General features: G+C 45.8%; 21 protein-coding genes and 1 pseudogene. 14 read left to right on the top strand and 8 right to left on the bottom strand.

Going from position 1 to position 22,476, the window contains the following annotated elements:
• Nucleotides 1–57: 57 nt before the first annotated feature.
• The 3 genes from H539_RS0105790 to H539_RS27845 all read left to right on the top strand — a co-directional run bounded on the left by H539_RS0105790 (nucleotide 58) and on the right by H539_RS27845 (nucleotide 2,619).
• Nucleotides 58–939, top strand: coding sequence for a carbohydrate ABC transporter permease (locus H539_RS0105790; RefSeq protein ID WP_026692751.1), 882 nt, complete (start codon nucleotides 58–60; stop codon nucleotides 937–939).
• A gap of 5 nt (nucleotides 940–944) precedes the next feature.
• Nucleotides 945–1,772 carry a carbohydrate ABC transporter permease gene (locus H539_RS0105785; protein WP_026692750.1) on the top strand — a complete coding sequence of 276 codons (828 nt, stop codon included), beginning with the start codon at nucleotides 945–947 and terminating at the stop codon, nucleotides 1,770–1,772.
• Nucleotides 1,773–2,196: 424 nt separating this feature from the next.
• The gene (locus H539_RS27845) at nucleotides 2,197–2,619 is read left to right on the top strand and encodes a hypothetical protein (RefSeq protein WP_051348456.1); all 423 of its coding nucleotides are present in this window, start codon (nucleotides 2,197–2,199) and stop codon (nucleotides 2,617–2,619) included.
• Nucleotides 2,620–2,842: 223 nt separating this feature from the next.
• On the opposite strand, the pseudogene H539_RS0105775 reads toward H539_RS27845, so the two are convergent.
• The 4 genes and pseudogenes from H539_RS0105775 to H539_RS33060 form a co-directional block, all read right to left on the bottom strand.
• A pseudogene (locus H539_RS0105775) lies at nucleotides 2,843–3,439 on the bottom strand (TerD family protein); the annotation flags it as partial.
• 35 nt (nucleotides 3,440–3,474) lie between these two features.
• Nucleotides 3,475–3,807: a DUF5658 family protein gene (locus H539_RS33385; protein WP_026692748.1), complete on the bottom strand. Its 333-nt coding sequence runs from the start codon at nucleotides 3,805–3,807 to the stop codon at nucleotides 3,475–3,477.
• Nucleotides 3,808–4,206: 399 nt separating this feature from the next.
• A complete protein-coding gene (locus H539_RS0105765) occupies nucleotides 4,207–5,604 on the bottom strand; it encodes a M48 family metallopeptidase (RefSeq protein WP_026692747.1) in 1,398 nt (465 codons plus the stop codon).
• A gap of 313 nt (nucleotides 5,605–5,917) precedes the next feature.
• The gene (locus tag H539_RS33060) at nucleotides 5,918–6,049 is read right to left on the bottom strand and encodes a hypothetical protein (protein ID WP_281171394.1); all 132 of its coding nucleotides are present in this window, start codon (nucleotides 6,047–6,049) and stop codon (nucleotides 5,918–5,920) included.
• Nucleotides 6,050–6,385: 336 nt separating this feature from the next.
• Here H539_RS33060 and H539_RS0105755 point away from each other — a divergent pair, with 336 nt between their 5' ends.
• The 9 genes from H539_RS0105755 (at nucleotide 6,386) to galU (ending at nucleotide 16,451) form a co-directional block, all read left to right on the top strand.
• Entirely contained in the window at nucleotides 6,386–7,048 is a 663-nt protein-coding gene (locus tag H539_RS0105755) for a sugar transferase (protein ID WP_026692746.1), read from the top strand.
• Nucleotides 7,049–7,063: 15 nt separating this feature from the next.
• The gene (gene tuaB, locus H539_RS0105750; RefSeq protein WP_026692745.1) at nucleotides 7,064–8,521 is read left to right on the top strand and encodes a teichuronic acid biosynthesis protein TuaB; all 1,458 of its coding nucleotides are present in this window, start codon (nucleotides 7,064–7,066) and stop codon (nucleotides 8,519–8,521) included.
• The gene (tuaC, locus tag H539_RS0105745; RefSeq protein WP_026692744.1) at nucleotides 8,518–9,711 is read left to right on the top strand and encodes a teichuronic acid biosynthesis protein TuaC; all 1,194 of its coding nucleotides are present in this window, start codon (nucleotides 8,518–8,520) and stop codon (nucleotides 9,709–9,711) included. The genes tuaB and tuaC overlap by 4 nt, the downstream gene beginning before the upstream one ends.
• 27 nt (nucleotides 9,712–9,738) lie before the next feature.
• Entirely contained in the window at nucleotides 9,739–11,082 is a 1,344-nt protein-coding gene (gene tuaD, locus H539_RS0105740; RefSeq protein WP_035321978.1) for a UDP-glucose 6-dehydrogenase TuaD, read from the top strand.
• Nucleotides 11,083–11,106: 24 nt separating this feature from the next.
• Nucleotides 11,107–12,561 carry a teichuronic acid biosynthesis protein TuaE gene (gene tuaE / locus H539_RS27840; protein ID WP_051348455.1) on the top strand — a complete coding sequence of 485 codons (1,455 nt, stop codon included), beginning with the start codon at nucleotides 11,107–11,109 and terminating at the stop codon, nucleotides 12,559–12,561.
• Nucleotides 12,552–13,220, top strand: coding sequence for a GumC domain-containing protein (locus H539_RS0105730; RefSeq protein WP_026692742.1), 669 nt, complete (start codon nucleotides 12,552–12,554; stop codon nucleotides 13,218–13,220). The genes tuaE and H539_RS0105730 overlap by 10 nt, the downstream gene beginning before the upstream one ends.
• Nucleotides 13,221–13,233: 13 nt before the next feature.
• Nucleotides 13,234–13,992: a teichuronic acid biosynthesis protein TuaG gene (gene tuaG / locus H539_RS0105725; protein WP_026692741.1), complete on the top strand. Its 759-nt coding sequence runs from the start codon at nucleotides 13,234–13,236 to the stop codon at nucleotides 13,990–13,992.
• A 7-nt stretch (nucleotides 13,993–13,999) separates the two neighbouring features.
• The gene (gene tuaH / locus H539_RS0105720) at nucleotides 14,000–15,196 is read left to right on the top strand and encodes a teichuronic acid biosynthesis protein TuaH (protein ID WP_026692740.1); all 1,197 of its coding nucleotides are present in this window, start codon (nucleotides 14,000–14,002) and stop codon (nucleotides 15,194–15,196) included.
• A 364-nt stretch (nucleotides 15,197–15,560) separates the two neighbouring features.
• Nucleotides 15,561–16,451 carry a UTP--glucose-1-phosphate uridylyltransferase GalU gene (galU, locus tag H539_RS0105710; RefSeq protein WP_026692739.1) on the top strand — a complete coding sequence of 297 codons (891 nt, stop codon included), beginning with the start codon at nucleotides 15,561–15,563 and terminating at the stop codon, nucleotides 16,449–16,451.
• 96 nt (nucleotides 16,452–16,547) lie between these two features.
• Here the strand turns inward: galU and H539_RS33055 are convergent, their stop codons facing one another.
• Both H539_RS33055 and H539_RS0105695 read right to left on the bottom strand, forming a co-directional pair.
• Nucleotides 16,548–16,679 carry a hypothetical protein gene (locus H539_RS33055; RefSeq protein ID WP_281171393.1) on the bottom strand — a complete coding sequence of 44 codons (132 nt, stop codon included), beginning with the start codon at nucleotides 16,677–16,679 and terminating at the stop codon, nucleotides 16,548–16,550.
• A gap of 538 nt (nucleotides 16,680–17,217) precedes the next feature.
• Nucleotides 17,218–18,297: a C40 family peptidase gene (locus H539_RS0105695; protein ID WP_026692737.1), complete on the bottom strand. Its 1,080-nt coding sequence runs from the start codon at nucleotides 18,295–18,297 to the stop codon at nucleotides 17,218–17,220.
• 78 nt (nucleotides 18,298–18,375) lie between these two features.
• Between H539_RS0105695 and H539_RS0105690 the strand changes: the two genes are divergently transcribed.
• Nucleotides 18,376–18,576 carry a hypothetical protein gene (locus H539_RS0105690; RefSeq protein WP_026692736.1) on the top strand — a complete coding sequence of 67 codons (201 nt, stop codon included), beginning with the start codon at nucleotides 18,376–18,378 and terminating at the stop codon, nucleotides 18,574–18,576.
• Nucleotides 18,577–19,134: 558 nt separating this feature from the next.
• Here H539_RS0105690 and gloA2 read toward each other — a convergent pair.
• Both gloA2 and H539_RS0105680 read right to left on the bottom strand, forming a co-directional pair.
• Nucleotides 19,135–19,521, bottom strand: coding sequence for an SMU1112c/YaeR family gloxylase I-like metalloprotein (gloA2, locus tag H539_RS0105685; RefSeq protein ID WP_026692735.1), 387 nt, complete (start codon nucleotides 19,519–19,521; stop codon nucleotides 19,135–19,137).
• Nucleotides 19,521–20,795 carry an ATP-binding protein gene (locus tag H539_RS0105680; protein ID WP_026692734.1) on the bottom strand — a complete coding sequence of 425 codons (1,275 nt, stop codon included), beginning with the start codon at nucleotides 20,793–20,795 and terminating at the stop codon, nucleotides 19,521–19,523. Before H539_RS0105680 ends, gloA2 begins: the two co-directional genes overlap by 1 nt.
• Nucleotides 20,796–20,958: 163 nt before the next feature.
• On the opposite strand from H539_RS0105680, the gene H539_RS27835 reads away from it, so the two are divergent.
• Nucleotides 20,959–22,167, top strand: coding sequence for a right-handed parallel beta-helix repeat-containing protein (locus H539_RS27835; protein ID WP_051348454.1), 1,209 nt, complete (start codon nucleotides 20,959–20,961; stop codon nucleotides 22,165–22,167).
• Nucleotides 22,168–22,476: the final 309 nt, after the last annotated feature.

Below are 22,476 nucleotides of genomic sequence, written 5' to 3'. Positions count from 1 at the left end.
AGAGAGGCTGCAGGAGTGTTAAGCCTCTTTCTCTTCTTATATTGAGGTGAAGATAAAATGGGCAGCAAGCGTCTGCAAAATATACAAGGCTATTCCTTTTTACTGCCAGCCATGCTGGTGATCCTGGTGTTTACCCTGATTCCAATCGCCTATGCATTTTTTATGATGTTTTTTAAAGTGGATTTGCTTTCTGGTGCAAGGACATTCATTGGATTAAACAACTTTGCTAAACTGTTGGATGACCCGAAATTCTGGGCTTCCTGCAGAAATACATTCCGCTATGTACTGTTCGTTGTGCCAATCCAGACCATCGTGGCGATGGTGCTTGCTGCACTGCTTAACAGCAAGGTCAAGTTCAACCGGGCCTTTCTCACCATCATGTTCATCCCGACCCTGACATCTTCCTCGGCTATGACTCTCATTTTTATGTGGCTGTTTAATAACAATGGTGTCATGGTAAATCTCATTGATCAGGTGTTTGGTGTACGAATTGCCTTTTTGAATAATCCCGATTTGGCATTGAGCGTCATCATGATGATGAATATTTTCTCTACGGTACCGCATTTCATGACAGTCTTTCTATCAGGGCTGCAGGATATTCCGGAAAGTCTCTATGAAGCGGCTTCCCTCGACGGAGCCAATGCATTCCGGAAATTCATGAATGTCACCGTTCCGCAGCTGATGCCGATTACCTTTTATGTGGTGACGATGGGACTCGTCGGCTGTTTCCAAATTTTTGACCAGGCCTTTATCATCTCCGATGGCACAGGCGGACCGCAGAATTCGACCCTTACGTTCTCCCTGTATATTTATCAGCTTGCCTTCAACAGCAATGATATGGGAAGGGCAACGGCACTTGCCTTCATCCTGGGAGCAATTATCTTTATTGTGACGTATATCGTCAATAAATGGCTGAAAGCCGATGAAGTAAATGGGTGATCATAATGAAAACAAACTATAAATCCTTAAAAATCTTTGTATATATCTTCCTAGTTGGCTACTGCCTGCTTACACTGGCGCCTTTTCTATGGAGCATTTTGACTTCCTTTAAAACGACTGCCGAGATTTCTGCGGGAGGAAGCTTCTTCCCGAAGGAATGGAGTCTTAAGGGGTATCAGACGATTTTTGATTCTCAATTTCCTTTGTGGATCAAAAACTCGCTTTTTGTGGCTTTAGTAACGACCATCTTTAACGTTCTTTTCAATACGATGGCCGGCTATTCTCTTGCACGGATCGACTTTAAAGGACGTAAAGTGATCTTCAGCTTTCTGCTCATGCTGATCATGATTCCCTCACAGGTAACCATGATTCCGCTTTATATCGTCATTTCCAAGCTTGGCCTGGTGGATTCTCAGTGGTCATTGATTTTTACAACGATGATCAATATCGCGTATATCTTTATGATGAGGCAGTTCTTCATCAATTTCCCAAGAGACGTTGAAGAGGCGGCGACCATGGACGGCCTGAGCCGCTTTGGAACCTTTTTCAGAGTGGTGCTCCCAAACGCAAAGGCCGCCATCGCCACACAATCTGTTTTCATGTTCATGGGAGTCTGGAACGAATTCATGAAACCATTGCTGTTCATCTCGAGTCCAGATAAATACATGCTGACACAAGGGTTAAACGCCGTCTCCAAACAATTCCGGAACGCGACCCAATGGGATGTGATCATGGCGGGTGCCATCATCTCCATCATCCCGATTCTTATTATCTATATCCTGCTTAATAAATACTTTATTACAGAAAACAACCAATCGGCCGGGGTGAAATAGCCAGCCGATTTGGGTGTGGAAACCCGCCATGGTTGGCGGGTTTCTTTGTTAGATGGCATCATTAGGAGCAAGAGGTCCTTCATTTAGTAACCACGAAAAATAAGGGGAGGATTTACCGTTATTTTCAGAATGGAGCTAATTTCGCTGAATTTAAGGGGAGAATTTACCGTTATGCAAAGAAAAACCCCTCATTTTTGGATTTTTTGAGTCCATAGCGGTAATTTCTCCCGTTATTTAAGCCCTTTTTAATGATAAAAAAGAATTAAAGGGAATTTCTCCCTCTATTGTGGGACCTCCGTCCTTATATTTGGTTTACTAGTAAACCAAATAGTGGCACAATTGATAAACAGCGATATAATTCAATGATTTACCAACTAACCGTATTATTAAAGGCAGATAGAATAAATGTATAGGGGAGTACTAGATGGAAAAGCACAATCTAGATTTAATGCAATTTTTCGAAGGCTATGTCCGCAACTACCGTAGATTGAATTTATCTAAAGACCATAATATTTCCATGTTCACCAGAAGGGAAATCGAGTATTTTGCCAATCTTGGAGAGATGCTCGGATTTGATGCGTTTATCGAGGACTCTAAGCTCGACAAAGCAAGAGGACGTTCGAGGCCAATGGATCTAGCTCTTTGGAAGTGGGATCAGCGGAGAAATAGGGAGTACTATGACTATCTCGCTCTCCATTTGGAAAGAGAAGCTCAGCCGAATAAGGCTGAGGATACAATTGAAAAGTTATTTTCAGAGACCGAAGAGGGATACATTCCTCATAATGTGATTGGCATTCAATACATAGAATCAGAAGATAAAATTCATCTATTGAATGAAATGATATAAAAGAAGAATCAGAGCCAGGGGTCTAATGTTCTAAGTATACCGTTATTGTGATCGAGAGGATGACTTCCAAAGAGTGGCTGCGTTTCATATAAATGGAGACGGCAGCATGAAAACAAGGAACGCCATCTGCAGACATGATGAAATGGGATATTGGTTTATGTGCTTTGTGGAAGAATATGAGGAGCAAAAAAAATAGTCCGAGCATCCGCCCAGACTTCCCTCATTACTTCCTGCCTGGCTTCCACTTCATTCCCCAGCCATAGGCACGGTCCATCATTTCGTGTCCATTATGGTATTCTACGAGTCTTTTAATATTGAAGGTCTGGTCCTTCACATTTTCAATCATGGCAATGGCACACATGTTTTTCCCGTTGCGGTGTTCATCCATTTTGACGACAATGTCTTCACCGTTCTTATAGGTCAGTGTGACCACCCCGTCGACCTCCGACCAGTTAGCGGCTCCTTCGTAGATAAAGGTATAAACTAGGATTCTTTTGATATCCCTGATGCGGTCGCCGTTGATGCGGAGGTTCTCCCCTCCAGCGGAGGCACCGGTCCGGTCGTCGTGGTCAAGCTGGATATATGGAGCGCCCCCGAGGCTTCCGAATGCATTGCCCAGCGCCTGGACACAGCCCTTTTGCCCGTTCTTCAGCTCATACAGGCAGCCCAGATCAAGATCCGCATTCTTCGGTCCCAGAAGTTTGGAGAAGAACCCGCCTGAAGTCTTTTGATTCCAGTTTAAATTAACCAGGATTTCGCCGATGGATGATGTATCTTTTTTTGTTAAATTGATGGATTCACCTTTCTTTTTCAGTTGAATCATTACGTACACCTGCCCTCTTTTATGGTATGAGTCTATTGTAGGGGAAGGTCTGATATTTTACCATTTCTATTAAAATAGACTATATCTGTGCCGCAATCCAATACCCATGAAGACAGGCAATCGTAAGGTAAAATAGTACGGCTAAATAGAGCAGAAATCGGAAAAAGGCTATGGATCCTGTGAGTCTGAAGGTGCAGATACACCAGGAGGGCAGACAGGGAAATCTTGAGGGACAGGAAGACAAGAGGATGTATGGACAAAAAGAAACCCATAAGAGGATTTCCTTCCTCGATATGAAAAATCGTAATTCCTATATATGTACAGATCGCATCAATGAAATTTAATACAGCCAGGATTAGCAGCAACCAGTACTCCCCCTAGTATCATTATGTTCTCAATTAAGAACAGTATCTCATATGAAGCCTTGCTTTTTCCAGTTTTTCATTTTGTTCGTTATTATGAAAGTGGATAAGAAAGCAATCATTTTTCTTACTTAGCTGCCAACCATATGTAGATGATTAACAAGAAAGGCACCATTCATACACGAATGGTGCCTTAGTATATAAATTTTTGATTTTTGCACACGATTAAAAAAATTAGGAAATGGAAAAATCTGCGCCCTAAGGGGATTTTAAAGGTGTAAAAGAAAAAGGATAGATGAACATATGAAGAACTGTATCATCTATTTGTATAACAATGACCGCATTTACCGCAACTGGGATTTTGTTTGTTGTTCAACTGAAGTTATAAATTCACCAGTTCAGCTATTTTTTCGGCTTCAATAGCTCAGCAATATTTTCATGTCCTATATCAAGCGCATGCATGTACGGAGTCATATTTGAGTAGTCCATCTTTTTTGGATCCGCTCCTAGCTGTATTAAAACTTTAACAGTCTTCTCGTCTTCTCCCTCTGCAGCATAAATCAATGATGTCATTCCGTTTTCGGTATCCTGATAATTGAGTTTTGCCCCGGCGGAATGAAGAATTTTAATGATTTCCGGTCTTCCGTTTTCAGCGGCTGTCATAAGCGGTGTCATGGAATAACTCGTTTCGTTATTCGGATCAGCGCCACTTTTAAGAAGTATTTTAACCATTTCTGCATTTTTGGCCTTTATCGCCCAGTCCATAGCAGTATATCCGGTATAGTCTTCTTCATCTACGTCTTGTCCTTCTTTGGCGAGCTTTTCAACCTTTGGTTTATCATCATTTATGACTGCCTGGATGATTGGCGGAATGTCAGATGGTTCATCTAATGCTTCAGCGTCAAGATCTTCATTATTACTAAAAGACAGGAAGGATTTAATATTGTCCATTTCATAGAATATTCCACCAAGGAAAATTCCGGATACCAAAACAAGGCCAGCACTTAATGCCCATTTCTTCTTTGGCAAAATGATAGGTTCCGGCTCACCAAAATATATCTTGATTTCATGAATCCTTTTTGGGAGAGGGGGATGAGTGGATAGAATTCCGCTTAGCCAGACAAAGAAACCCTTTTCCCTATTGATTTGTTTCATAAATTCAGTTTGATCCGTCCTGTAATATAATTTCTTTCCTATCGCGAGGATCATGAGGCTATTTTTAGAGGCTTCTAGATTACCAGTGTAGTATGCCGCATAACGGTCACATGTATATTCACAGGCACGAAGGTATGTTTCTGCCACTCCAGGAATCCACATAGATGGCAGGATGAAAGCCATCTTTCCAAGATGGTTCCGTTTAATATGTGCAAGTTCATGTGCAAGGACAAAATAAAGCTCTTCGTCCAATCCATCTTCAATTAAATCGAAAATTTCCGAATATACAATAACCATATGCTTGCGAAAAAAACGGGTTGCAAAGGCGTTAAGGATCCCCCCGGACTGCATTACATACACATCTGGTACTTTCTTTAGCTTCATTTTTTTACACAGTTCTTCCACCTTGGTATTGATTTCTGGGAATTGCGAAGCTGAAAGCTTTACAGCGTTGGTTCGGATTTGCCCCATTGCAATGCCGTGAAGCAAAAAGGAAAATAAGAAAAGAGCGGCTAATATAGCCAAACCTATAATGGAAAAAGTGAAAAGAATGTAAGAAATGATGCTGAAGGAAGTAACAATCCAGAAATATAATTTTTCTTTGTAGTAAATCAAATCTTTTGGTTCAATAACGCGATCGTCCAATAGTGTCAAATCTCCTTTAGTTAAACTAAAGAAATTATATTTCCTATAATGAGGTCTGTCACTACTCCTTATTTTTCCATTATTTCCTACCGCCTCTAAAATTTTCCCTTTCGATTTTTCTTGCCAAACCATGTCAATAAACGTTCTGTTTCTTCTATTTAATGTAGAAATTTGCAGGTTTAATTAAACGTTTGATTAAACTCTGTCCATTGAAAAGGGGGTTTAAGTAACCGGCTTTTTCGTTCAATTTGTTGGCTCTTTTTCATGAAGTTATCCTTTTTTGACTATTTAATAAACTGTTTTTTAATCTAAATCATCCGATTTCGCAGTTAAATGGTCCAAACCGTACACCTTGGTTGGCAGGCAGATGTTGAATGATCCGCCCGCTGGTAAATGCTCCGAATAAAGGCTGAAAGATCCGCAATAAATTGGTCCCGGCAGCCATTCGCACCCTCCTTCCGAGTTCCTCGAAACCACCGTACCCACCTCCGAACAACTCGGAACCTGCACCAAATTTTGTAAAGTTTTTATAAAAAATATAAACCCACTGTAAACCATCTTTTTCCACGATGGGCAATAAATCAGAAAAAGCCCAGGAGCCACAATGTCCATCCTTCTAAAGCCCTTTTTACATACTTTTAAAATTTTCTGTCAGTTTGAAATATTCCTCGCACAGAGTTAACAATGCTTACAAATCCTTTGCGCAGCATCCATATGGGCTTCATTATGGACCTCTATAATTCGATGTGTCAGGATTAAATGTCGCTGGGGTGATTTATAGGTGAGTACAGAGAAGGCATACCATTTCTATCAAGATTTTGTAAACGTCGAAAAAACTCCTGCACTTTCACTTTCAAGGCATGCACTTCAGTACCTTTATTTCAAAAGAGTATTGGATGTGGTACTTGCGGGAGCAGGCTTGGTGCTTACTCTCCCGGTTATGGTTTTATTTGCGGTGCTGATTGTCCTGGAGACACCCGGATCTCCGTTTTATTTGCAGGAGCGGGTGGGGAAGGACGGAAAGACCTTCATGATCATTAAGCTTCGGTCAATGAGGCTGGATGCGGAGAAGGAGGGGGCTCGCTGGGCAGGGATTAAAGATTCCAGGGTGACACGGATTGGCGCATTCATCCGTAAAACCCGGATTGATGAGCTGCCGCAGCTGCTGCTTGTGTTAAAAGGAGATATGTCCATTGTCGGGCCGAGGCCTGAGCGTCCGGTCTTCGTTAAGCAGTTTAATCAGGAAATCGAAGGCTTTGAACAGCGCCTGCTGGTAAAGCCGGGCCTGACTGGACTTGCGCAGGTGAACGGAGGCTATGATATAACGCCGAAGGAAAAGCTGCGGTATGACCAGGAATATATTCGAAATCTGGCATTTACTTTGGAAATGAAGATTATGATGAAAACCTTTAAGGTTCTTTTTACAGGTGAAGGTGCTCGTTAAGGCAGGGATCAGTGTATGACAACGATTAAAGGACAGCTGGTAAAAGGTGCGAGATGGACGGGGATTTCCACTATGGCCATCACGGTTATACAGATTCTTCAGTTCGTCTATCTGGGGAACCGGATGAGCGTAGCGGAATTCGGTCTTGTCGGGATGCTGACGACCATTATGATGTTTGCCCAGATTCTCCTCGAATCGGGCCTCGGGTCGGCAGTCATTCAGAAGGAAAAAGTTACGGAGGATATGCTTTCGACCCTGTTTTGGCTGAATGTGGCGGTGGGCATTCTGATAAGTCTCGTGTTGTTTGGCGCAGGCGGGCTGATTGCCGGTTTCTTTCACCGCACTGAGCTTGGGCCGCTCATCCGGCTTCTGTCTCTGCTGTTTTTGACAGCGGGAATCGGCCAGCAGAGTCAGTATCTGCTGCAGAAGGATCTGCGTTTTCAAACGCTTGGGAAAATTGAGGCGGGAGCTGCGGTATTCTCCTTTTTGCTTCTGCTGATGTTAAGCCTATTGATCTCCACTATATATGCCTTTGTTTTTTCTCAGATTGCTTTGTATTCCTTACGAAGTGTGCTCTATTTTGCAGCATACGGAAAGTGGAAGCCGCGTCTCATTTTCCGGTTGAGAGAGTGCAGGGAGGTCTTATCCTTTGGAGCCTTTCAGCTGGCCTCAAGGATCGTCAACCGTCTCGGATCGAATATGGATATGATTCTCATCGGGCGTTTTATGGGAGCGGAGGCTCTCGGAATTTATAATCTGGTGTATCAGATTGTGACGATTCCGGTGCTTAGGATCAACCCGATTATGACCCGGGTGGCTTTTCCGGTGTTTTCGAAAAATCAAAACAGCCATACAGATTTGAATGATGGATTTTTGTATATGACGAAGCTGCTGGGACTGGCGGCCTTTCCGATGCTGATGGGGCTGACAGCGGTAGCGGATGTGTTTGTTCCCGCCTTCTTCGGAGAAAAATGGAGTGCGGCGATTCCCATCCTTCAGATCATGGCAATCGTCGGCATGCTAAGGGTGCTGATGAACCCGAATGGAAGCATCATTCTTGCCAAGGGGAGGGCCAATATTGCGTTTTACTGGGACAGCGGCATGCTGCTGCTTTACGGGGCGGCGCTTTATGCGGCCGTTTTGACCGGGAGCCTGGAATGGGTGGCCTGGAGCTATGTGGCAGTGAGTGTCATCAATTTTATCCTGGGCCGCTGGCTTTTAGCAGCCTTGATCAGCCTGCGCTGGGCAAGCTATCTCCAATCATTGGCCCTGCCGTTTGTCCTTTCGCTTATCATGAGCTGCATAGCCTTCATGATGAATAAGTACAGCTCGATCTATTTCCATGGCAGCGTCATACCGCTCGCCATATCAGCAGGAACGGGAGTGGCTTTATATGCGGCTCTTCTCTATAAAATGTATCCTCAGTATGTTTTGGGACTTATCAAAAAGCGAGCTGGAGGGAAATCGATATGAATGTGTTATGGATTACAAGTGCTTATCCGAGTGAGGAACAGCCTGGCAGCGGAGTGTTTCATGAAACACAGGTACAGGCGCTCCGCCGGCTTGGGATGAACATCACGGTCATCTGTCCTGTGCCTCAGAATCCCGCCATGCTCCAATATTTGAAAAAAACCTATCGTTCCAGATGTGACATTCCACCGGTGTATCAGCGGAACGGTGTCACGGTCTACCGGCCGCATTATCTGGCACTGCCAGGCCAGCTAAGATGGTCTCAGCCTGACCAGCGCATAGCCGCTGCCGTGCTGGATGTAATGGATAGAAGCGGTCTCATGCCGGATGTCCTTCATGCCCACTTTGCGATGCCGTCGGGAGGCGCGGCAAGAATCGTGGCAGAAAAGAAGCAGCTGCCCTGGCTGCTCACCCTCCATGGAAGTGATGTCAACGTTTATCCTCATTTCAGCAAAAGCGCCATGAGGGCTTTTGTACAGACAATCGGCGCTGCGGATGAGGTGCTGTCGGTCGGGGAAAGTTTGAGGGAAAAAACGAGAGAAATGACAGGACGAGATTCCGTCGTCCTGCCAATCGGCATCGATCTTTCCCGGTTTAAGGAACCGAAGAAAGATAAACTTGCAATTCGAAGAAAGCTTGGACTTCCGCTGGATAAAAAAATGATGGTGTTTGTCGGAAGGCTGACAGAGGCGAAGGGGATATTCGAGCTCCTTCAGGCCATTGAGCGACTTCCGGATGAAACGGCCTGTGTCTTTGTCGGGGATGGTCCGTCGGCTGAGAAGATCAAAGCTCATTCAGAATTCAACCGGCGGATTTTTGCCCCGGGTCAGATGGAAAATGAAAGAGTGAAAGATTACTTATCTGCCAGTGACCTGTTTGTCCTTCCTTCTCATACAGAGGGAATGCCGACCGTGGTCATTGAGGCTCTTGCCCTGAAAATTCCAGCCGTGTGCACCGAAGTGGGCTCCCTGCCCGAGCTGTTTGGGAATTACCGCGATCTGCTTGTGGAGCCCAAATCAGTCGACAGCCTGACACAAAGAATCCTGGATTATCTATACCGTGAACTGCCGGTACAGGAAATTGGCCGGGATCTGAGGCGCCAGGTCGAGCTGCACTATGACGCCGGCCAGAATGCAGCAGCCCTGAGAGAAGCGTATCATCATGTGCTGGATCGGGCTCTTCTAATCGTTTAAGCTCACATCAACTACTAGAAAGGGACGATGACGTTGAAAAAGATAGCAGTCATTGGAACAGGCTATGTCGGACTTGTATCAGGAACCTGCTTTGCGGATGCCGGAAATTTTGTTACCTGCTGTGATAAGAACGAGGAAAAAATAAACAGCCTGCGGGAAGGGATCATGCCGATCTATGAACCAGGCTTAAAAGAGCTGGTTGAGAAGAATGTGAACAGCGGCAGCCTATTTTTTACCACAGATACAGCACAGGCCGTCCAGGAGGCAGAGATTGTGTACATCGCGGTCGGTACGCCGATGTCTGAGACCGGGGAAGCGGATCTTACCTATGTGAGGCAGGCAGCCGAAACGATCGGACTTAACCTCCATTCCTATAAAATTATCGTGACCAAAAGCACGGTTCCTGTCGGCACAGGCAAGCTGGTTGAATCTATCATTAAAAGCTTTGCTGGTGAGGGACGGGAATTCGATATCGTATCCAACCCGGAATTTTTACGGGAAGGAGCAGCCATTAAGGATTCCATGAATATGGAGAGGGCTGTGATCGGAGCATCGAGCGAGAAAGCCTATGAAATCATGGCGGAGCTTCATAAGCCTTTTACCTCTACCGTTGTGAAGGCAGATGTGGAAAGTGCGGAGCTGATCAAATATGCGGCCAATGCCTTCCTGGCTACGAAGATTTCCTTTATCAATGATATCGCCAATATCTGTGAACGGGTCGGGGCAGATGTGACCAAGGTAGCAGAAGGCATAGGCCTCGACAGCAGAATCGGGAAGAAATTTCTGCAGGCGGGAGTCGGCTATGGCGGCTCATGCTTCCCGAAGGATACCTCGGCTCTTCTTCATATTTCAGAGGAATGCGGCTATGAATTTAATTTGATTCAGGCCGTCATGAAGACGAACGAAAACCAGCGGGTACAGATGGTGGAAAAATTGATGGCAGCACTGGGCTCGTTAAAAGGAAAAACCATTTCCGTCCTTGGGCTTGCCTTTAAGCCTGATACGGACGATGTCAGATCGTCGCCTGCCCTCGATGTCATCCCGCTGCTGAAAAGAATGGGAGCTAATGTGAAAGCCTATGATCCGATTGCTGTGGAGGAAGCCAAAAAGCAGCTGGGAAATTCGTGTTCTTATTTCACGGATCTCTACGAAACGATCAATCATACAGATGCCTGTGTGGTGCTGACGGATTGGGCTGAGGTGAAAAATCTGGATCTAATGAAGGCCAGACGCCTCTTGAAGCGGCCGCTGATGGTGGACGGACGGAATCTGTTTGAGCCTGAACTCATGCATGAACTTGGCTACACTTATTTATCCATGGGACGGCCGCCGGTCTATAACGAGAAGGCTCTTGTGCCCCAGGTGATCTAATTTTTCAAACGGAGGAGGAAAACGGTGGAGAGTAATGTAAGAAAAAAACAGACAGCGGCAGCCGCCGCTTTCCTTCTGCCGGGAATGTTCGGGCTGTGTTACCTGGCCGGCTTGGAAAACTATTTTCTGTTGTTTGCGGGCATCTGGGCGGCGCTGATGCTAGCCGTCCTAATGAAGCCTCATGTAAGTTTGAAGCAGCTTACGGCGATCTCGATGTATATCCTGACAGCTGCCACGTTTTTGAATCAATCGCTGTTAAGCATTCATGCCGGTTTTTTCACTCTTTTTATCTACCGGATTCTCTTAATGGTGACGCTGGTGCTCTTTATCTGGCAGGCTGCGGCAGAGAGGGAGCTCCCGCTGTACTGGAAGGATGTCCGTGTGAAGGGCATTCTCCTGTTTCTGTTGTTTTGGCTGGCGTACGGCTGTGTATCCCTTCTTTGGGCGCAGTCGGTGGTGGATGGGATCAAGTATCTTTTCCTGCTGGGGCTTGGGATTGCCTTTGTTTTTCTTTCCGTCTTTATTTTTAGGAGCAAGACGAGACTGATGGGAGCAGCCATTCTCTGGATGCTGATGTCGGGACTTTTGATGGCGATTGGCCTGATGAATCATTTCCTGCATATGCAGCTGCCGACTTCCACGCTTTATGGCGGGCCGGACTATAAGCTTTCTTATCCGACTTCCGTCTTCACGAATCAAAACGATTTCGCTACTTTTCTCGTCATCTCCTTTTTCTTCTATCTGGCAGCGGTGAAGAACAGCAGGAATGGAACGGTCAAGGCGGCTGGAATTCTGCTTGCGGTCCTTGCGCTGTACTTGATCTATCTGACAGAATCCCGGGCGAGCGAGCTTGGGGTGATGGCTGGAATAGGATTGTACATTCTTCTGCTTCTGCCGCCTGTGCTGAAAAAGCCAGCCTGGTTCGCTGGCGGAGCGGCAGTCCTGGCTGGCTGCTGGCTCATGAAGGATAAGCTGGGGGGATTGTGGCAGGAACTGCTCGCGGGACCGGGAAATCAGGCAAAATACGAGTCCCTGCCATCCAATGAGGCCCGGCTGAATTTATTGAAGAATGTGATGCATGATGTTGCAGATTCGTACGGATTTGGCGTCGGGGCGGGGAATGTTTCCGTTCGTTTGAAAACTGGACCTATCTTCCATACCAACTATGTGGTCGAAGCGCATAACTGGCTGGCAGAAATCCTTGGCAGCTTCGGGCTTGTCGTCTTTCTCGGCTACTGCCTGATGTGCGCGTTTCTCCTCTGCAGCCTTTACAGAGCGCATGGAACAACGAACAGGATAGAAACCTTCCTAATCGAAGCAAGTTTTCTCGGACTCGCTGGATTCCTCGTCTCCAGCATCTCCCCGAGCACCGTCAGCAACCTCTACTTTCACTGGGTGCTGCTGGGCTTCGTGATCGCGGTAATAGCTCGGGGGACTGTCCCTCAAAATAGAATGAAGGAGTCTGGGAAATGGTTGTAAGTCATTTGGCGGAAAGAGTAAAGAAGTATAGAGTGTGGATGGTGCTGATCCCGATTCTGCTGGGGGCTCTCGGCTGGGTCCTTCCTGCCGGGAAGACGGGCGATGAGGGGGCAGAGGCGGAGATTTCTCTGGGAAGCTATGAAAATCCCAATCTGAATGATCCGAAGAAGGTGATCGTCCTTCTTTCCAATCTGCCTTTTTACAAAGAGCATCTTCCGGATATGTACCGGGAGCAACAACAGGATTTGCTGAAGGATCTTAGTGTCACACCGATATCAGATCAAAATATAAAAGTTTCTTATCAACATCATCCTTCCAAAGTATCTCAGGAGATGGTAAGACATATCGCAGATGCCTTTATGGCCCTGGATAAACAAAAATATGAACAAAAGCGGACCATTCTGGAGGAAACCATCGATACCCTAAAGAGCGAGACGGTCGGTCCGGACGCCAAGGTAGATCAGCAGCGTTTTCTCTATGAACTGCAGACTTCGAGTCTTATGATGAAGCCTGCCGTACTTTTAAAGGAGCCGGACAGCGGCGCTGATGAAACGGCCGCATTTTCAAGCAAGCAACGAGCAGTTCTGGGGATTTTGATCGGTTTAACTCTAAGCCTGCTGTGGCTGGTCATCCCTGAATTCATCCGAGAGCAAAAATAAGGAGGCAGACAGAATGGGACGAAAAAACCCCCTGGTATCCATCATTACCCCCTCTTATAATGCAGCGGAATTTATCACAGAAACAATTCGATCTGTCAGGAGACAGACCTTTAAGGACTGGGAAATGATCATTGTGGATGACTGCTCCACGGACCGTACGAGAGACATCCTGGAGAAGTTCGCGGAGGAGGACGTCCGCATCCGCGTGATTCCTCTTGAGGAAAACAGCGGTGCGGCTGTTGCGAGAAACACGGCCCTTGCTAAAGCTGCAGGACGCTATATCGCCTTCCTTGACAGCGATGACTGCTGGAAGCCGGAAAAGCTTGATAGCCAGCTCCGTTTCATGCAGATCCATGATTATGCTTTTACCTTTACTGGCTATGAGCTGATCAATGCAGACAGCATTCCCATCAACAAGAAGGTATTTGCCCCTGAAAAGGTGAATTATGAAAGCATGCTGAAAAATACAATCGTTGGAACCCTCACGGTCATGATCGATACCAAGCAGACCGGTCCTATCCAAATGCCCAATATCCGCACGAGGCAGGATCTTGCCACCTGGCTTTCGCTCTTAAAAAAGGGCTTCACCGCTTATGGCCTCAATGAGAACCTGGCGGAGTACAGAGTGGGCAATGCCTCTATTTCCAAAAACAAATGGAAGGCGGCCAAAATGAACTGGTTTGTATACCGCGAGCTTGAAAAACTCAGCTTTTCAAAGGCATGCTGGTGTTTTTCCCATTATGCCTATCGTGCCGTTTTAAAACGAATCTAAGGGAGAGATGAAGATGAAGATGAAGGTTCATATCATTGTTGGAGCGGCTGAGTGGGAGCAGGACCGCTTGCGCTACAGGCGCCACCGCCTGGCTGAATTCCTCCTCTCAAGGGCCGATACTAAAGAGGTCATCTGGCTGTGCCCGACACCCGGCCAGGCTGAGGCTTCCATCACGGTACTGCCAAACGGCATCAAACAGTGGAAGATTCCTGATCTGCTGCCGCAAAAGGCCTTCCGATTTGGCAGATATATGGACCGCTTTTACAAGAAAAAAGCAGAGCTGTTTCTGAAATTTCTCAAGCAGTCCTGTGAGCATTACAGCCTTTGCCTTTGGTACACCTTTCCTGGCTTTCCGCTCCTAGCCGACCACTTTTCCTGGGATAAAATTGTGTATGACTGCAGTGACCTATGGGCATCGCCTATCAGCGGAAAGGGATCGGTCGTTTCCAGGCTAAGGCAGAGAGTCATTGCTTCAGCCGAAGAACGAATTATCAAGGGGGCAGACTTGATCTTCTGCACGTCCGATTTCCTGCATCAGCAGGTTCTTGCGAAATTAGGGACAAATTATGCCGCTCATGTTCATACATATGAAAATGGAGTGGAATTCAGCCTGTTTTCTGATGAAGGAGAGAAAGCGGATGCTGCGCGGGGATTCGATGGCACCATTCTTGGATTTGTCGGAGGTTTGAAGCCGAAGCTCGACTTTGCCCTTATGACAAAGGCAGCCAGGGAAAAGCGGGAGTGGCTGTTTCTTCTCGTCGGCCCGGATGGAACCCGGCGCTCCTCCGAATTTGAGGAACTGCTTCAGGAACCAAATGTCCTCTGGACAGGGAGCGTCCCGCCTCATGAAGTACCAAAATATATGAATCTGATTGACATAGGCATCATGCCGTATAAACCATCTCCTTATAATAACGCCGTATTTCCGCTGAAATTGTTTGAATATCTCGCAGCCGGAAAACCAGTGGTGGGAGTGAACCTTCCCTCCACCCGCAAGTACAACGAAGATGTTGTCTATCGCCATATCGAAAGGGAGGCAGACTTCCTGCCAGCCTGCGAGGAGCTGGAAAAGTCAGTCTGCCAGGAGGAGTGGAGGAGAAGGAGGATCGAGCTGGCCAAAACCAGGGACTGGAATTCCATTTTGGAAGGTATGTACGAGATTGTGGTGAAAGAAATTCCATCCCTGCCAGCGAGTGTGGTCTGATGGCACTATTTTATAAAGAGCAGGGGGCAGCCTTTCGCTTCAGGAGACGGATGATCAGGCTATATCGGATGAAGCGCTGGAATTAAGCTGTCTTAACAAACACTTAACATAGAAGTAAACAGTTCTTAGCATGGGCAGAGTACATTGAAACTGCAGGGTCACCAGGTCATCATCACCGGCTATACCAGTTACACCAAAACGTCTGGTAGGAGGTAAGAGATGCTGAACATTCCTAATTTCCTGTTTCTGCTGTTTGTCACGGTGTGCTTCATCACTATATTTTACTATGGGTTTTTTGAAGGGCAGCGTCTAACTCCCTGGTTTCCCAAATTGTTTAAAATGATTCTAAAGGGATGTGGTTTTCATGAAAAGAGTGCGTAAAGCGATTATACCGGCCGCAGGGCTTGGAACCAGATTCCTTCCGGCAACCAAGGCGATGCCAAAGGAAATGCTTCCGATCGTCGATAAACCCACTATTCAATACATCGTCGAAGAAGCCATAGAATCAGGAATCGAGGATATCATCATTGTGACCGGAAAAGGAAAGCGGGCGATCGAAGACCACTTCGACCGTGCCGTCGAGCTGGAACAAAATCTCGTCGATAAAGAAAAGTTCGAGCTTCTTGAGAAGGTCCAGGCTACCTCCAATGTGGATATTCATTATATCCGCCAAAAGGAGCCGAAGGGCCTCGGACATGCCGTCTGGTGTGCGCGCAACTTCATAGGGGACGAACCCTTCGCTGTCCTGCTTGGCGATGATATCGTAAAAAGCGAAGTGCCCTGCCTTAAACAGCTGATCCATGCGTACAATGAGACATGGTCATCGATCATAGGCGTTCAGCCCGTGCCTGAAACTGAAACCTCCAGATATGGCATTATCGATCCGGCAGACCAAGACGGACACCTCTTCCAGGTAGCTGACTTCGTCGAAAAGCCAAAGCCAGGAACCGCCCCTTCCAATATTGCGATTATGGGCCGCTATATCCTCACGCCAGAAATCTTTAGATTTCTTGAAGAACAGGAAACAGGTGCAGGAGGAGAAATCCAGCTGACAGACGCCATCTCAAAGCTCAATAAAATACAGCGCGTATTTGCCTGCAGCTTCGAAGGCAAACGCTATGATGTAGGAGAAAAAGCAGGCTTCATCAAAACGACCATCGAATTCGCCATGCACGATCCCTTTCTGAAGGAACAGATCATGCCGCTCCTTCGTGAAATCCTTGAACAGGAAGCGTTGGTTCTGGATATTAAATAAGGTGACAAAGACGCCCTGATCGGGGTGTTTTTCTTGTGGGGAATTTTTGAAGAGAATGAGTCGAGGCCTGTACGCAGATACAGGCCCATGAAATGTTTACATTCTATACATCAAAATCTGGACCAACGCAATGATGCCAAGCACAGCTGTAAATGTAAACACATACGTTAAGCGCTTCCTTACAACCTTCTTTCGATACATCTCCTCGGGAGTTAAGAATCTGGTCATAGCTCCTCCTTATAACAGTTCGTATAAAAGATATATCGACCGCATTCGACATATCTGAATGAGACTAAATACCTGTTTTTATGGTACAAACTGGGTTGTGTCAGCTAGCGGGATTAGCTGCGTTGGTTATGGTCCGAAAGTGGTTAGAAATGAGCCGATTTTAAGGGAACATGATCCGGAATGAAAAAGAATGAGCCACTTTTACAGATTAATGAGCCAATTGAACAATCAGTGAAATTAAATGATCCGCTGTGTGGGAACATGATCCGGATATCAAGGGAATGATCCGGCGAGGGGTCCGATGGTCCGGAAACAATGGGAATGATCCGGCGAGGGGCCCAATGGTCCAAAAACAAAGGAAATGATCTGGCCAGGGGTCCAGTGATCCGAAAACAATGGAAATGAGCCGGTGCGGAGGCCGATGATCCGAAACATCGAAAAAGATGAATGCTTCTGCTCCGATCCAGTCTGCACCTTATTGCTCCTCTGCCCGCCACAAAAAACGGAGCCTTTTCCAAGCTCCGTTTCTAGCAAATGATTAATATAGTCTCTTAAAACCGGTAAACCGATCTTTATAATAAGCTGTATCAAGCGAGCTGATTTCTACGCCTCTGCTGCTGCCGGAATGGATGAACTGTTTCCCGCCCAAGCTGATTCCCATGTGGGTGATAAGGTATTTCTGGTTGGGCTCTGGTGCGAAGAAGATGAGGTCTCCAGGCTGTGGTGCGCTCACGGTTTTACCCATGTCAAAGTAAGTAGAAGCTGATACTCTCGCAATCTGGTAACCTGCTTGTTTGTAGACATAATAGACGAATCCGCTGCAATCAAAGCCGGATGGAGAGGAGCCTGCCCACGAATAGGGAGTTCCGATGTACTTTTTCGCTTCTGAGATCACCTTGCTGGCGTTGACTGCAGCTGGTGCCGGTGCAGGAGAAGCACTGGTATTTCCCGCCGAAGGTTTAACATCCTCAGCCTCTCTGGCTGGTTCAGACATGTTTAGGATCTGGCCGGCCTGGATTACGTCGGATTTCAGCTGATTCCAGCTTTTAAGCTGATCGACTGCAACCTTATTAAGGAAAGCGATCTTCCAGAGGCTGTCTCCTTGTTTGACTGTGTATGTATTCTGGCTTTGTCCTTGAGAAGAGGGTTTGCTTGGTGCAGCCGGCGCCGGGGCAGAGTCGGGAAGCTCTACTTTAGTGGTCGTGGTCTTTTTTGATACAGCGAGCTTCTGGCCCGGGTAAATCAAATAGCTGTCTATGTTATTTAAGGTTTTTAATTCCGCCAGGGTGATGCCGTGCTGATTGGCGATTTTGATAAGAGTGTCTCCTGAAACTACTGTGTAGGTACTGATGTCTGTCTGCTGAAGCAAAATCTGAGGATTTGACTGCTGGGCAGAAGGTGTGGAATTTCCAGGAATCTCGATCGTTTGATCAATTCGGATTAAATCAGAGGATAAATGATTTAATTCTTTTAATTTAGCAACAGTTGTAGATTGATTCTTAGCGATTTTCGATAAGGTATCTCCTTTTTTTACCTTATATGTATCGGCTAGGGCAGAAGGAGCAAGGATACTTGTCAAAAATGTTGCCGAAGCAAAGGTCATTACACTTTTTTTCACATTCCCACCTCATACTTTCTATCTGTTGACACCATTTTACCAAAATCCTCTCCGATTTATATTACAGTCAGGTAACAAATGGAGAACTATGAGAAAAAAGGAAAGAAAATGATGAAAAAGGAGCGGAGTGAAAGTACTGTCCAGTCTTGGGAAGGGACAAATCCTGGCTGTGGCCCGGGAGGAAAGACCCGGAGGTGGGGCAGTGGCAGGAAGACTGGCATTATGGGTACTATAGGCGGGATGAAGACGCCTTTTCCATTTAGGGGGTCTCCAGCATAAAGGACAAAACGAGCCATCAGCAGGGAGAAATGCCCCTATTGCCCGGGTACCCAGTAAAAATAAAGGGAGATTTTCCCGCTAAGTGCTGAATGGAACCTGTTTCGATAGAAAATAAGGGGAGATATTCCCCTTATCATTCGAAAAATCCCTCAATTTTCAATGTTTTGAGACAATAGAGGTAAATCCTCCCTTTATTTAGGCTGATTTTAATCAAAATGACTAATTAACGGTAATTTCTCCCTCTAATTTCAGCCTGGGCCGCCTGATCCGGGGCTATAAAGAAAAGACGTATGCCATTCCTACGCCCATTCTTGTGTCATTAACCAGGAAAGTGGCCGCTAAGGATACTGTTTACTGTTAATCTATGAAGTCAGTACAAGGGTGAACAGCTCGAACCCAAGCACCATAAGCAGAATTGCAAACCAGGCATCAACGGTCCAAACCCAACAGTAACCAAAAGCCACCACAAACTAAAACCCACCCAGCAGCCAAAAGAAAAGTCCGCCATAACAATGCTATGAAGGACTGCTCTCAATCTTATAAATTTATAACTCTAGCTCATCTCTCATACAATTCAATAGGAAGGTCATCCGGATCCTTGAAGAAGGTGAATTTCTTTTCTGTGACTGGGTCGATGCGGATGGCTTCGGTTTCTATGCCGGATTTTTGGAGCTCTGCGCAGGCTTCCTCGATATGATCGACCTCGAAGGCGAGATGGCGGAGTCCTCTTGCTTCTGGATAGCTGGGCCTCTTGGGGCTATCCGGGAATGAGAATAGTTCAATTTGATAGTGTCCGCCTACAGCAAGGTCGAGCTTGTAGGAGCCCCGGTCCTCGCGATAGGTTTCTTCGATAATAGAAAGCCCCAGTATTTCCGTGTAAAAGGCTTTTGATGCTTCATAATTTGAGCAGATAATGGCGATATGGTGGATTTTATTTACCTTCATCATGATTCCTCTTTCTTTGCGGGAAAAGTGATTGTGAAACGAGTACCTTTGCCTTTCTGGCTGCTGACTCTGATTTTACCTTCCATCATGGCAATGATTCGGTAGCAGACCATGAGGCCAAGTCCCGTCCCTTTTTCTTTTGTGGAGTAGAAGGGGGTGCCGAGCCGCCTTATCTGCTCTTCTCCCATTCCCACTCCATTATCCTTGATCGTGATGACAGCGTTCTCTCCTTCAGTATAGACAGCGATTTCAACCGTTCCCTGACCGGTACAGGCTTCCACTGCATTTTTAATCAAATTGACAAGGCATTGTGTGAGCTTTCCGGAATTGCCTTCTATGACAGCTTTGTCCAGATTCACGGAAAGTCCTACATTATGATAGGCGGCATAGCCGGAAATGATGGAGATTACGTTTTTAATATGCTGAGAGAGATTGATGCGTTCGGTTTCCTCCATTTCCGGTTTTGCGAATGAAAGATATTCAGTAATGATTTCCTGGGCCCGGTCGATCTCTGTTATGGCAATTTCCGCATAGCCCCTCTCTTTATCATCCAGTGCGCTTTCTTTCAGCAGCTGCATAAAGCCGCGGCTTGCGGTCATGGGATTTCGGATTTCATGGGCGATGGAAGCCGTAAGCTGTCCGAGCATATTCATTTTTTCAGCCTGCTGGATCTCCATTCTCATCTGGACGCTTTCAATCAGCCTTTCCACTAAATAGATGGAAAGGCAGCCGGTCAGAATGGATACGACTGTAAAACTTAAAGCGAGATAGGTGCTCGAATGCTTTAAATATGGATCAATAATTAAATATCTGATTAACCAGAGGGGAACCAGGCACATGGCTGCTATAAGGACTGATGATAAAAGCATTTTACATCTCAAATTCAGCTTGAAATACAAAGGGCGGACCAGCATGACAAGTAAGGTGAAAATCGAATACACAATCAGGGTGTTCACGAATCCCTCGCCGCCAAGCAGCTTACGGAAAACAAGCATGAAAAGTGTCAGGTATAGTCCAACTAAATTGCCGCCATAAAGAGTGGCAATTAATAGGGGAATATGTCTAAGATCATAGCGGAATCCGTCGGTAAAGGAAACCGGAAAGGTGATGCACAGGGCTATGGAAACCACTGACAAACCAAAGAGGATATATTGATTTTTTTTGATTGTTGCCGTTTGGATTTGTTTAATTCGATCCGCCCAGAAAATTTGATACGCAAATATCTCTAAAATAATAATCAGCATATTGAGCAGAAACTCACGGATACCAAACAAGCTAGTTCCCCCTATGACGAACATAAAATGGATAGTACAAGTATATTGTAAAAACAAATTTTGATAAATGCTACCTTTTTACCAGTTAATTCCACAATTTTTTCTTTACAGCTTACAAATATTGTCGATAATAAGAATAGACAGCATGAGAGGAGAGAATCAATTGAAAAAGCTTATTGGCTGCCTGGCAGTTATCCTTTTTATTTGTACCTTGCAAATGCCGGAAAAGACGGAGGCGGCCTATCCATCCTATGTGATCTCGCCTTCCACTGCACCGATCAACAAGGCTATGACTAAATATTCGACCTATAACTCTTCTACGAAGCACTACTATGTGCTGCGTTCCTATATGGAAGAGTTCGAGAAAAAAGGCGGAGGCACGCTTATACTGAATGCTGGTACATATACCATTTCCAATACGGTGTATGTTCCTTCCAATGTGACCATCCGTTTCAAAAATGGTGTGAAAATCGTCAAGGGGACTGTGAGCGGAACGTCTCAGTTTACAGCCGCTAAATCCATTTTTCAGCTGATCCGGCCGTCACGGAGCGGAAAATCAGGTGTATATGGCAAGTATGATGGAGAGAAAAATATTTCATTTATCGGGGAAGGCACGGTCTCCGTGGATATGAAGAAGTACAGGGACAGCATTGCGATCATCGCCGGCCATAACCAAAATGTCACTGTGCAGAATATCCGCTTCTATAATATGAATTCCGGCCATTTCATCGAGATGGATGCCAACTACAAAGCTGTCATTAAAAACAATACTTTTTCTGGTTCCGCAGCTTCCGCCAACTTAAATAAGGAAGCCATTAACCTGGATACACCGGATAAATCTACACAGGGGTGGAGTCAGAAATGGAGCAAATATGACCGTACTCCAAACAAGAATGTGCTCATTGAAGGCAATACCTTCAAAAACCTGGACCGCGCTGTGGGAACACATAAGTACTCGGAAGGGCAATATCATGAGGGAATTGTCATCAGGAAGAATACGATTGATGGAACAAGAAGAGATGCCATCCGGGTGATGAACTGGTCCAACCCGGTCATCGAGAACAATACCATCCGCAATGTGGCTGTCGGAATGGGCGGCAATTATGCAGGGATTCTGGCGAGCGGTGTCAAAAATCCAACCTTCCGCAATAACAGCATAGAAAATGCCTCAAGGCCGATTCAAATTTTCCCTTGGAAAAACGATGGCCCCGGCAGACAATATAAGGTAACTTATGATGTTGTATCACAGGCCAATGAACAGGTGATGTCTACAAACAAAGTGCGGAATACCAAAGAATCCTTCATCCGGATAAATAAAGATTATAATGTATATGATCGGAATACGGATATTGTGTACTGCCAGAAGTATTAAAAATAAGTGAAACTCGCCATTGGCGAGTTTCTTTTTGAGAAGTGCCCCTATTGCCCGGATACCTAGTAAAAATAAGGGGAGATTTTCCCGCTAAGTGCAGCATAGAACCTGTTTCGATGGAGAATAAGGGGAGCTTTTCCCCTTATCACACGAAAAATCCCTCTTTTTTCAATGTTTTGAGGCGATAGAGGGAATTCCTCCCTTTATTTAGGTCGGTTTTAATCAAAATCACCAATTAACGGTAATTTATCCCTCTAATTTCAGTTTGGGCAGCCTGATCCTGGATGCGGGAAGTACCTATACACCCGT

It is taken from the genome of Peribacillus kribbensis DSM 17871 (assembly GCF_000430765.1).
GTDB classification, from domain to species: domain Bacteria; phylum Bacillota; class Bacilli; order Bacillales; family DSM-1321; genus Paraperibacillus; species Paraperibacillus kribbensis.
This window is presented reverse-complemented; position numbering and strand designations above follow the sequence as displayed.